Source organism: Arthrobacter sp. AK01 (genome assembly GCF_021109375.1).
GTDB lineage: Bacteria > Actinomycetota > Actinomycetes > Actinomycetales > Micrococcaceae > Arthrobacter.
Genome location: NZ_JAJOHP010000001.1, coordinates 170561 through 182437 on the forward strand (window position 1 = coordinate 170561; position 11877 = coordinate 182437).

An 11877-nucleotide genomic window follows, 5' to 3' on the forward strand; every position below is an offset into this window, starting at 1 on the left:
TCAAGGGGTGCAGTCTGCTCTAGTCTTGCACCTTTGCGGAATATTTACCCAGCGGCGGCCGTTGTGAACTAGTGGTGCGGTGGAGACCGGACTGCGGCAGGTGTTGCCGCCTTGGTGAACGGAGTTGGTTTTTTGACTTTGGTTAAGGACCGGGTGGTTCTACCGGAGCCCGGGTACGGCATGCAGCCGGAATCCCGGCAGCTGACAGTAGACTTGGCAACGATGAGCACCACGGAACCGGCCGCAGCGGCCACGGACCAGGCAGCCGGCGCGAATGACGACGCAGTGGCCGCGACCGACGTCGACCTTGCCACGGAGACTACCGAACAGCGGCGGGAGCGCTTCGAACGCGACGCCATGCAGTACGTGGACCAGTTGTATTCGGCGGCCATGAGGATGGCCCGCAACCCCTCGGATGCCGAGGACCTGGTTCAGGAGGCCTACACCAAGGCATTCTCGGCTTTCCACCAGTACAAGCCGGGAACAAACCTTAAGGCGTGGCTTTACCGCATCCTGACCAACACCTATATCAACCTTTACCGTAAGCGTCAGCGGGAGCCTTTGCAGTCCAACTCGGACACGATCGAGGATTGGCAGTTGGCCAAGGCAGAATCGCACACGTCGGCAGGCCTGAGGTCCGCCGAAACTGAGGCACTGGATCACTTGCCGGACTCCGATGTCAAGAACGCGCTGCAGTCGATCCCGGAAGAATTCCGTCTGGCCGTCTACTTTGCAGACGTCGAAGGCTATGCCTACAAGCAAATCTCAGAAATCATGAACACCCCGATCGGCACGGTCATGTCACGGTTGCACCGAGGCAGGAAGATGCTGAGGGACATGCTGGCGGACTACGCCACCGAACGGGGCTTCAGGGCCCATACCGAAGATCAGGCCGCGGCCGGAAGCAACAATCAGGAGAAAGAGAAATGAGCGACTGCCAGGGATTGGGCGATTGCGACGATACGCGAATGCAGCGGATCTACGAGTACCTCGACGGCGCTTTGACCCGCGAGGACCTCACTGAGATCAAGCAGCATTTGGACACCTGTGAGGAATGCTCTGAGCAGTATGACCTTGAGTGCCTTATCCGCACCATGGTCAAGCGCTCGTGTACGGAATCGGCACCGGAAAACCTGAAGAACTCGATTCTTGACAGGATCCACTCCATCAAGCCGGTAGAGGCCTGATCAGAGCCGGCCACAACGCCAAGGGCCCCGGAAACCGCATGGTTTCCGGGCCCCTCGCTCTTAAGCCTGTGACACTAAGCCGCTGGCTTAGGTGTTGGGACGCTTGCCGTGGTTCGCGCCGCCGCGCTTACGGTCACGACGCTTACGTGCACGCTTGCTCATAGCTGGCCTCCTTCAATGATTGATACTCAATAGAGCTGCCCTCCAGTTTCGCACATCCGGGTGCCGCGTCGCGAACCGGGCCTGGTGTTGCAGTGGCCCGGTTCGGAAGGAGGTCATTTCCCCAACGAATTCCGGATCGAAATACGGGCTTGGTCCAACACTGTGCGCACGGTTTCAAGTGCCACTGGCGTCAACGGGTGCGAGGCGCCGTGTTGGCGCAACTCGATGCGGATATCGTCCCTGAATGCCTGGACCATCAACTCGGCCTCCTTCAGCATGCGCTGGCCATCGGGTGTATAGCCCGCGGTACGGCTTCGGAAAGTCGCAGAGGTCGCGCTGGTGCGCGCCGCTTCCGCGGTAGCCGCCAGGTCCGCCCGCAGTCCACGCATGTTGGTCCGGATGTCGTCCCGCAGGTTGTCCGCGAGCCTCCTGACCGAGGCCGAGATGGTGTCTTCCACGTCCGCCAATTCCTCGCGCCGCCCATCAAGCTCGGCGCGGCCCGCATCAGTGATGAAGTATTTGGTACGGCGACCCTCAGTCTCAGTTGCGACGAGGCCCTCTTCTTCCAGCTTCCCCAGCCGTGGATAGATGGTTCCCGCGCTGGGGGAATATGTGCCGCCGAAGCGGTCACCCAGTGCCTTGATCAGTTCATATCCGTGTTTAGGACCCGTTTCGAGCAACGCCAGAAGATAGAGGCGCAACGCTCCGTGGGCGAAGACCGGCGGCATCAGAGGCCCGCTTCGCCGGGGAAGTGGTGGTTATTATCCGTGGCCGGCGCCGACCCGTGCATGATGTACGTCTTGCCGGAGACTGTATTGGTGCGCACCAGCATGAGCCGTTCGTCCGGGCCGACGATCGTGTGCACGTTGCTGCCGGGCTGGGCGTACAACTGATCGTCGATGACCACGGTCCCGCTGGCGGATTTTGCCACGATGTCCAGACCGACATCATGGGGCAGCCGGATGGTCAGGTCACCGGAAACGGAATTGGCGCCGAAGTCGTTGGTATAGTCCTGAAGATCGAAACTGAGGTCGCCACTAATGGTGCTGGCCCGGACGTTCTTGAACTTTCCCGAAGCGGTAACTTCGCCTGACACGCTCTTGGCGGTCAGGACGCCGTCGTGGTTCCTGGCGATGACCTCCCCGCTGACGGTGTTCACGTGCAGTTCGCCGCTGGTGCCGTCGGCCATGACGGAACCGGAGACGGTGTTCAGGCGCGTCCGTCCACTGATCCCGGAGACCATGCCGTCGCCGCTCACCGTTCCAGCTTCGACGTCGACGCCGGGCGGAAGGGCGATCCCCACTACCACCGAGTTGGTGCTGGTGTTATTGACGGTCCCCATCAGGTTCCGGAACCAACCCTGCGGCCCTTGCAGCTGATGACGGACCTCCAAGCGTCCGTCCACCAGTGTCACCGTCAGGGGGTCGCCCGTGATCTCGCTGATTTCGATGCGGACGTATGGTTCGTCATGGGTCATGACGTCAAAGCGGCCCTTCACGATTCCCAGCTTGAGGGAGCGGACGTCGTCCACATCGATGGTTTGCGGACCCGTCACGGTCCATAGTTCCTCAGACATGATTCCTCCAGGTTGCGATATATCGCGTTGTTCAATTCACGATATATCGCGAGTCCCTTGGGGGGCAAGGGCCTGGGGACAATCAAGCAGCCGGGCGGTACAACTTGCCAATCAGCGTGCGGGCAATGGTGGTCGCGGGGTCCCGCCCGTCGGCAGCGGGCGCCAGGTTGGTCCACACCACCAACGAGACTGAATTGGCGGGGTCATGACCCATAAAGGTGTTGAAGCCCGGCAACTCGCCGGTGTGCCCATACAAGTTACCGAACTTTGCGATTCCCAAACCATAGGATGCGCCACCGGTATTGTCGGGATTGGTGGGGGTGACGCTCTCAAGCCGTTTTTGCTGGAGTTCCGGTTTGAGGAGCTTGCCGTTGACCAGGGCTTCGCCCAAAATCTTGAGGTCCTCAGCCGTGGATATGCCCGACCCCGCGGCCCAAGCCCACGACGGATTGACGTCGGTGACATCGTTCGGCGCCAGAGCGCCGGCCGTGGCCTCCTTCTGCATGTCCTCGGGAAGGGCCGGATTGGTCATGGTCAGGACGTTGTCGCCGTAGAAATAGCCTTGGGAATGGGGCTCCGGAATCGCATTGGAAGAAATCTCGGGAAAGACCGTACCCTTTAGCCCGAGCGGTTCGAAAATCCGCTCCTTGAACAGGGTTCCGAGCGGCTTTCCTTCCAATTTCTCGGCGATCAGGCCCAGAAGAACCGTGTTCGTGTTGGAGTAATGAAAGCCTTGGCCCGGCCCGAAATACGGCGGATGGGCGAATGCCAGGGCAAGGAGCTCTTCCGGCTGCCAGACTCTTTGTGGATCCTGGTCCATCGCCGTGTTGAGTTCAAGGGTCTCTGTGTAGTTGAACAGGCCGCTGCGCATGGTCAGCATCTGTTCGAGGGTGATCGACTCGCCGTTGGGGACGTCGGGGCGGTACTTCGACACAGGGTCGCCCAGAGAAAGCTTGCCGTCCTGTACGAGTTGCAGAATGACTGTGGTGGTCCAGGTCTTGGTGACGGAACCTACCCGGATGTGGTCCTGGGCAGAAACTGGACGGTCAGCGCCGCGGGTCCCCGTGCCGTAGGACGCCGTCAGCGATCCCTCGGGAGTCTGCAGCAGCACCACTGCACCGGGGACCAGGAGTTCTTTGGCCGTGCGTTCGAATTCGGCACGCAACGTTCCCGCGTCGAAGGGCAGTAATGCTGCGGCAGATGTGGCGGCGGACGGCGGTGTGGACGATGCGGGCGCCGTGGAGGACGTTGCGGGAGCGGGAGGACCGGAACTGCAGGAAACTGTGGCTGCTACGGCGGCGACGACGGCCGCTGCGACTGTTGCTCTGACAGAAACCTGCATGTTCCGCGTCATGGCTACTCCGGTTGGGCGATATTAAGCCATTGGAACCAGCCGCGGTGCAGGACCAGCCACGCAATCAATCCGTAGCCGGCCTGGCCCGGTGTTCCCCCATTGGCTGCGAGGTCCGTCCTCCACTGCTCATGATTGAGCAAGGGGGAGAACGTGTCAACGTAATGGTGGTTCCGCCTGGTAGTGACATCGGCAAAGGCCGTGTTGAGTTCAGCGAGGCGCTTGTTCCGTGCCGGGTCCAGTGTGGGAGGCGGGCCCACCACAAAGACCTCCACGCTGCTGTGGGAGGCGCCGTCGAGGATGTTGGCCAGGTTCAGGCGGCTTCGTGCCGTGGACAGGCCAAACTCCAGGTCCCGCCCGGAGAGCCCGATGACCAGGCGGTTCTCGTGGGTATCACTGAAACGTCGACCGGCTTCATCCTGCCAGCGGGCGGCCAAGCCCTCTGTGCCTTCCATGGGGCAGGGGAGCGGGAAACTTTCCACCACGACGGAGTCCTGGGGCGTGCGGGCCAGCACTCGTCCGAGCCAACCCAATGCGCGGGGATCCCCCAGGCCCGCCAGCAGTTCATCTCCTACAGCCGCGATGCGCAGCTTCCTGTCTTCCACGGTTACCTCTTCACACTCGTTACGGTCCTTGCACAGTTTGCCGGATCATCGGCCGGTTCTGGAACCGGGTACCTGTCCCATTAAACAGAACTGCCCGGCCTGAGGCGCGCATTCGCTCCTCAGGCCGGGCAGTTTCGCTTACTTGCGTTCGAACGCCTGCTTGATCAGGGCATCCTGCTCAGCGGCGTGGCGCTTCATGGAACCGGCAGCCGTGGAGGCTGAAGCCGGGCGCGAGACCAAGCGCAGCTTGCGGTCAAGCTCCGGTGCCAGGTTCAAGCCCATGAACGGCCACGGACCCTGGTTGGCAGGCTCATCCTGTGCCCAAACGATGTCAGCGTTCGGGTACTTGGCCAGCTCGGCGTCAATCTCAGCCTTGGGCAGCGGGTACAGCTGCTCGACGCGGATAATCGCGGTGGAGGTGTCGCCGGACTTCTGTCGGTTGGACAGAAGGTCGTAGTACAAGCGACCCGAGACCAGGATGACCCGGTCCACGTTAGCCGGCTGTACTTCCGGATCGGCAATGACCGGCCGGAAGCCGCCCGTGGTGAAGTCTTCGACGGCGGACGCGGCGCCCTTGAGCCGGAGCAGCTGCTTCGGCGTGAAGATGATCAGCGGCTTGCGCGGACGGCTGTAGGCCTGGCGGCGCAACAGGTGGAAATGCGATGCCGCGGTGGTGGGGTTGGCCACGATCATGTTGTCCTCGGCGCACATCTGCAGGAAGCGCTCGATACGTGCCGACGAGTGGTCCGGACCTTGGCCTTCGTAGCCGTGCGGGAGCATGAGCACCAGCGAGGAGCGCTGGCCCCATTTCTGTTCTGCCGAGGAAATGAACTCATCAATGATGGTCTGGGCGCCATTGACGAAGTCACCAAACTGGGCTTCCCACAGGACCAGGGCATCCGGACGCTCCACTGAGTAGCCGTATTCGAAGCCCATGGCTGCGTATTCGGACAGCAAGGAGTCGTAGATCCACAGCTTGGCCTGGTCATCGGAAAGGTTGCCCAGGGGCAGCCACTCGTTGCCGTTGGCGCGGTCGTGGAAGACTGCGTGACGCTGCACGAACGTGCCACGGCGGGAGTCCTGGCCGGCCAAACGAACAGGCACGCCCTCCATGATCAGCGAGCCGAACGCTGCGATTTCGCCGAAGCCCCAGTCGATGCCGCCTTCGCGGGACATCTGTTCACGCTTTTCCAGGAGCTGCTTGAGCTTGGAGTGGACCGTGAAGCCATCGGGAATTTCCAGATGCGCCTTGCCGATCCGGGCAAGGGTGTCAGCGGAAATGGCGGTGGACGCAGGGGAGTTGGTACCGAAGTCGGCCTGCTGGGCGATGGGACGCTCGATGTCCGAGACCGCAGCGGAATCCGCAGTGATGATCGGGATCGGCGAGGTCTGCGCTGCGTGCGTCTCAGCGAAGACACGCTCGAGGCGCTCCTGGTAGTCGCGGAGCAACTGCTCTGCTTCTTCCTCGGTGATGTCGCCACGGCCGATGAGCGACTCGGTGTACAACTTCCGGACGGAGCGCTTGGCTTCGATCAGGTTGTACATGAGCGGCTGGGTCATCGAGGGGTCGTCGCCTTCGTTGTGGCCGCGACGGCGGTAGCAGACCATGTCGATGACGACATCCTTGTGGAAACGCTGACGGAACTCGTAGGCGAGCTGCGCAACACGCACCACTGCTTCGGGATCGTCGCCGTTCACGTGGAACACCGGAGCCTGGATCATCTTGGCAACGTCCGTGGAGTACGTGGACGAACGCGATGACGACGGCGCTGTGGTGAAGCCAACCTGGTTGTTGACGATCACGTGGATGGTACCGCCGGTGCGGTAGCCACGCAGCTGGGAGAGGTTGAGGGTTTCAGCCACAACACCCTGGCCGGCAAACGCGGCGTCACCGTGGACCATGATGGGCAGCACGGGGAACGACTCGCCTTGGTCCAACCGGTCCTGCTTGGCGCGGACGATGCCCTCAAGGACGGAGTCCACGGCTTCCAGGTGCGACGGGTTGGCGGCGAGGTAGACCTTGGTCTGCTTGCCGTTGTCCGAGGTGAAGGTGCCTTCGGTACCGAGGTGGTACTTGACGTCGCCCGAGCCCTGGACGGAGCGTGGGTCCTGGGTGCCCTCGAACTCGCGGAAGACCTGTGCATAGGTCTTGCCGGCGATGTTGGTGAGCACGTTGAGGCGGCCGCGGTGTGCCATGCCAATGGCAACCTCGTCCAGTCCGTCGTCTGCTGCGTCCGAGATCACGGCATCGAGCAGCGGAATCAGTGACTCGCCACCCTCGAGGGAGAACCGCTTCTGGCCGACGAACTTGGTCTGCAGGAACGTCTCGAATGCCTCAGCGGCGTTGAGCTTGGAGACGATGCGCAGCTGTTCTTCACGGCTTGGCTTGGAGTAAGGGTGCTCCAGCTGGTCCTGGAACCATTTGCGTTCCGCCGGCTCCTGGATGTGCATGTACTCGATGCCCGTGGTGCGGCAGTAAGCGTCACGGAGAACACCGAGGATGTCGCGGAACTTGAGCTGCGGCTTGCCGCCGAATCCGCCGGTGGGCCACTCACGGTCCAGGTCCCACAAGGTCAGGCCGTAGGTCAGCACGTCCAGGTCGGGGTGCTTGCGCTGCACGTACTCCAGGGGATCGGTGTCGGCCATCAGGTGGCCGCGCACGCGGTAGGAGTGGATCAGCTGCTGGATGCGGGCAACCTTGTTGATCTCGTCGGCGGGATCCACTTGGAGGTCCGGGCTCCAGCGGACGGGCTCGTACGGGATACGCAGGGCTTCGAAGATCTCATCGTAGAAGTTCTGCGCACCGAGCAGGAGCTGGTGGACAAGCTTGAGGAACTCTCCACTGCCGGCACCCTGGATCACGCGGTGATCGTAGGTGGAGGTCAAGGTGAGGATCTTGCTGATGGCGTTCTGCGCGATGATCTTCTCGCTGGCACCCTGGAACTCTGCCGGGTAGTCAAGGGCGCCGACGCCGATGATGGCAGCCTGCCCCTTGGAGAGGCGCGGCACCGAGTGAACGGTGCCGATGCCGCCGGGGTTGGTCAGCGAAACCGTGGTGCCTGCGTGGTCATCAGCCGTCAGCTTGCCGTTGCGGGCACGCTTGATGAGGTCCTCGTAGGTGTGCCAGAACTCTGCGAAGTCCATGGTCTCGGCCTTCTTGATGTTGGGAACCATCAGGAGGCGGGTGCCGTCGGGCTTGGGCATGTCAATGGCGATGCCAAAGTTGACGTGTGCCGGCTGCACGGCGCTGGGCTTGCCATCGATTTCGTCGTAGTAGACGTTCATCGACGGGAACTGGGAAAGTGCGCGAACAACGGCGTATCCGATGAGGTGCGTAAAGGAGACCTTGCCGCCGCGGGCCCGGGCAAGGTTGGAGTTGATGACCACCCGGTTGTCGATGAGCAGCTTGGCGGGAACTGCCCGGACGCTTGTGGCGGTAGGTACTTCCAAGCTGGTCACCATGTTGGTGGCGATGGCCTTGGCCGGACCCCGGAGAACGGAAACGACGTCTTCCTCGGGTGCGGTAGGCGCCTTGGTGCTCTTGGGCAGTTGGGCAGGAATGGGCTGGGCAGTGGTGCCGGCAGCGGGCTTCTTTGCTCCGTCCCGGGCAACCGTGGCCGGTGCCTTTTTTGCCGGGGCGGGAGCCGCCGGTGCGGCAGGTTCCGCGGCGGGCGCCGCTGCAGGAGCGGCCGGCGCCGGTGCCGGAGCCGCTGCAGCCGGAGCTACCACGGGAAGTACTTGGGTAGGGGGATTGGCAGCTGTTGTAGCTGCGGAGGTTCCGTTGGAAGAAGTGCCGTCAGCAGAAGCAAAGGATTCAAAGAGTGGCCACCACTTGGTGTCGACCGAATTCTTGTCCTGTTGGTACCGCTCGTACAGTTCGTCAACGAGCCACTCGTTTCCGCCAAATTCCTCTGGTAGACGGTGGCTGGGCTGCTCTGGCACTTGAAATACGCCTCTTCCATGAGTGTTGTTTTCCCGCTGGCCAAAGTTGCTTTTCCGCAACGATGGGACAGGGTCCGGGTCCCGCGAACTCAGACCCCTGACAGTCTAGTTAGGATCGTTGGTTAACTGCCAATAGTGGTGACCTAAATCATGTTGCGGCTGACTTAGTGGAGAAGCTCTTCTTTTTTGTCGCGGAGTTAAGCCCGCCGTTGGAGGCGCCCGGCCGCTGGACTGTAGACTGAAACCCTTATGGACAGTAAATCTAGGTGCCGGCCTGGGAACTGTCGGGGGAGCCAATCTGGCAACTCCGCACAGCGTGCCCGTCGAGCCGGCAATACCCGTTCACATGCCCATCACGCGCCGGCGCTCACAGCCGGTGGTTCCGCGGACCACGCGTCCGCGGGACCCGACCAGCCTCCGCCGGGGCGACTCCCCGCGCCGCAGGTGTTCCCCCCATTGCACGCGCCCACTCATGGAGTGATGCGCTAAGTGGAATGGATTCTTCTTCTGGCCGGCTTCGCCTTGATTCTGGGCACCGGCTTCTTTGTAGCAGTTGAGTTTTCCCTGGTTGCGTTGGATCAGGCGAGCGTTCAGCGTGCGGTTGACAACGGCGACCACGCTGCCGCCCCGCTGCTGAAGTGCCTCAAGTCGCTCTCCACCCAGCTCTCCAGTTGCCAGCTTGGCATTACCCTGACAACGCTGTTGACGGGTTTCGTGATGGAACCCTCCGTTGGGCAGTTGCTCCTGGGGCCCCTCGGCCTGCTGGGCCTCCCGGCTGAAGTGGTTCATTCCGTGGCATTGATTGTGGCGATGGCGTTCGCCACGCTCCTGTCGATGCTTTTGGGTGAGCTGGTTCCCAAGAACATGGCCATTGCCCTGGCGTTTCCCTTGGGGAAGCGGTTGGCCCGCCCTCAGTTGATGTTTACGGCCGTCTTCAAGCCGGCCATCGTTGTCCTGAATGGTTTCTCGAACAAGGTGCTGAACCTGTTTGGCCTGGAAGCCAAGGAAGAGATCTCCGGGGCAAGGACCCCCGCTGAACTCGCTTCCCTGGTGAGGCGTTCAGCTGAGCTTGGGACTTTGGATGCCGGTACGGCCAACTTTGTGGCCAGGACCCTGAACTTTTCCGGGCGCACGGCCGCTGACGTCATGACGCCACGCATCCGCATGGAAACGATCGACGCCGACCAGCCGGTGGCCGACATCCTCGACGCCGCGCGGCGAACCGGATATTCACGGTTCCCTGTCATCGGTGATTCCACGGACGACATTCGCGGTGTGGTGCACGTCAAGAAGGCCGTGGCTGTCCCGGCCGAGCGCCGGGCCAAACTGGAGGCCGGAGCGATCATGACCGACGTCCTCCAGGTTCCTGAGACGATCCACCTGGATGCGTTGCTGTCCGAACTGCGCGAAGGCAACCTGCAGCTTGCCGTAGTGCTGGACGAATACGGCGGAACAGCGGGCATCGCCACCTTGGAAGACCTGGTGGAGGAGATCGTCGGCGAAGTCGCTGACGAGCACGACAAGGTCCGTCCGGGAGTGCTGCAGAGCGCGTCCGGTGACTGGTACTTCCCGGGGCTGCTGAGGCCGGACGAAGTGTCGGAGCAGATCCCCAATCTCATCGTTCCTGACGAGTCTGCCTATGAAACCGTGGGCGGGTATGTCATGAGCCAGCTTGGCCGCATTGCGAAGACGGGCGACGTCGTGGACACAGTGGGCGGGACGCTCACTGTGACCAGGATGGATGGCCGGAGGATTGACAGGATCTGTTTCCATCATGTGGCGGTGGACGAGTCCACAGCAGAGCATGCGGATAAGCCGCGCCATGAAGCGGGTGCCGTATGAGCGACTGGGTAGGAATCGTATGGCTCGTCGTTCTCCTGATCGGCAACGCCTTCTTCGTGGGCGCGGAGTTTGCCGTCATGTCGGCACGCCGCAGCCAGATCGAGCCCTTGGCTGAAGCCGGGTCCAAGCGGGCGCAGACAACACTGCGTGCCATGGAAAACGTTTCGCTAATGCTCGCCTGTGCCCAGTTGGGTATCACTGTTTGCTCCCTGTTGATCCTTCAGGTTGCCGAGCCAGCCATCCACCATTTGTTGGCTGAGCCTCTTGAGCTGGTTGGCGTTCCGGTGGAACTCGCGGACGTCATCGCGTTTGCGATTGCCCTGCTGTTCGTCACGTTCCTGCATGTCACCTTTGGTGAGATGGTTCCCAAGAACATTTCGGTTTCCGTGGCGGACAAAGCTGCGCTTGTGTTGGCACCCCCGTTGATGTTCATTGCACGCGTGGTGAACCCGATCATCTGGTCGCTGAACTGGCTGGCCAACCACATCCTGCGGCTGATGAAGATCGAGCCCAAGGACGAAGTGTCCTCGTCGTTCACGCTGGAGGAAGTGCAGTCGATCGTGCAGGAGTCCACACGCCATGGCCTGGTGGACGACGAAGCAGGCTTGTTGAGCGGTGCCCTTGAGTTCTCGGAGCACACGGCCTCGCACATCATGGTTCCTCTGGACAAGCTGGTGGTGCTGAAGACGACTTCCACCCCGGTGGACCTGGAAAAGGCGGTCAGCCGTACGGGCTTCTCCCGGTTCCCGATGGTGGACGACGACGGCGAACTCGCCGGATACCTGCACGTGAAGGACATCCTGTCCATCCCGGATGAGGGCAGAAGGCATCCCATCGCCGAAGGGCGCATCCGCTCTCTGGCCAACCTGGCGCCGGATGACGAGATCGAGCAGGCAATGTCCGTCATGCAACGCACCGGCTCCCACCTTGCCCGTGTTATCGGCACTGGCGGAGAAACACAGGGTGTCCTCTTCCTCGAGGACGTCATTGAACAGTTGGTTGGCGAGATTCGCGACGCCACGCAGGCGACCGGCATCCGCCGCTACGGAGACCAGCAAACGAAATAAACGAACGTAGTGGAACGACAGAACAGACTGGGGGGGGGGGGGGGGGGGGGGGGCGGGGCGGCGGGGGGGGGTTGTTGGGGGGGGGGATGTTGTGATATGTGTGCGGTGGGGGGTCGAGGGGTGGTTGTTGTTTTTTTTTTTGTGG

At 61.9% G+C, this 11877-nt stretch carries 10 protein-coding genes; 4 read left to right on the forward strand and 6 right to left on the reverse strand.

Annotation, left to right across the window (positions count from 1 at the left end):
* Positions 1–132 precede the first annotated feature (132 nt).
* Positions 133–930 (forward strand): sigma-70 family RNA polymerase sigma factor, encoded by a 798-nt coding sequence (locus LN996_RS00750; RefSeq protein ID WP_231338292.1) that lies wholly within the window; start codon positions 133–135, stop codon positions 928–930.
* The gene (gene rsrA, locus LN996_RS00755; RefSeq protein ID WP_159707456.1) at positions 927–1187 is read left to right on the forward strand and encodes a mycothiol system anti-sigma-R factor; all 261 of its coding nucleotides are present in this window, start codon (positions 927–929) and stop codon (positions 1185–1187) included. Before LN996_RS00750 ends, rsrA begins: the two co-directional genes overlap by 4 nt.
* 87 nt (positions 1188–1274) lie before the next feature.
* Here rsrA and LN996_RS23850 read toward each other — a convergent pair whose 3' ends face one another.
* The 6 genes from LN996_RS23850 to LN996_RS00780 form a co-directional block, all read right to left on the reverse strand.
* Positions 1275–1349 carry a 50S ribosomal protein bL37 gene (locus LN996_RS23850; RefSeq protein WP_369299106.1) on the reverse strand — a complete coding sequence of 25 codons (75 nt, stop codon included), beginning with the start codon at positions 1347–1349 and terminating at the stop codon, positions 1275–1277.
* Positions 1350–1462: 113 nt separating this feature from the next.
* Entirely contained in the window at positions 1463–2077 is a 615-nt protein-coding gene (locus LN996_RS00760) for a PadR family transcriptional regulator (RefSeq protein WP_231338293.1), read from the reverse strand.
* Positions 2077–2925 (reverse strand): DUF4097 family beta strand repeat-containing protein, encoded by an 849-nt coding sequence (locus LN996_RS00765; RefSeq protein WP_231338294.1) that lies wholly within the window; start codon positions 2923–2925, stop codon positions 2077–2079. Before LN996_RS00765 ends, LN996_RS00760 begins: the two co-directional genes overlap by 1 nt.
* An 82-nt stretch (positions 2926–3007) precedes the next feature.
* Entirely contained in the window at positions 3008–4279 is a 1272-nt protein-coding gene (locus LN996_RS00770; protein ID WP_231338295.1) for a serine hydrolase, read from the reverse strand.
* Between the two features lie 2 nt (positions 4280–4281).
* Positions 4282–4881, reverse strand: coding sequence for a GDSL-type esterase/lipase family protein (locus LN996_RS00775; protein WP_014922202.1), 600 nt, complete (start codon positions 4879–4881; stop codon positions 4282–4284).
* A gap of 138 nt (positions 4882–5019) precedes the next feature.
* The gene (locus tag LN996_RS00780) at positions 5020–8823 is read right to left on the reverse strand and encodes a multifunctional oxoglutarate decarboxylase/oxoglutarate dehydrogenase thiamine pyrophosphate-binding subunit/dihydrolipoyllysine-residue succinyltransferase subunit (RefSeq protein WP_231338296.1); all 3804 of its coding nucleotides are present in this window, start codon (positions 8821–8823) and stop codon (positions 5020–5022) included.
* A gap of 489 nt (positions 8824–9312) precedes the next feature.
* On the opposite strand from LN996_RS00780, the gene LN996_RS00785 reads away from it, so the two are divergent.
* Together LN996_RS00785 and LN996_RS00790 are read left to right on the forward strand one after the other, a co-directional pair.
* Complete coding sequence (locus LN996_RS00785; protein ID WP_231338297.1) at positions 9313–10665, forward strand: hemolysin family protein; 1353 nt, start codon at positions 9313–9315, stop codon at positions 10663–10665.
* Positions 10662–11732, forward strand: a complete 1071-nt coding sequence (locus LN996_RS00790) for a hemolysin family protein (protein ID WP_231338298.1) — start codon at positions 10662–10664, stop codon at positions 11730–11732. Before LN996_RS00785 ends, LN996_RS00790 begins: the two co-directional genes overlap by 4 nt.
* Positions 11733–11877: the final 145 nt, after the last annotated feature.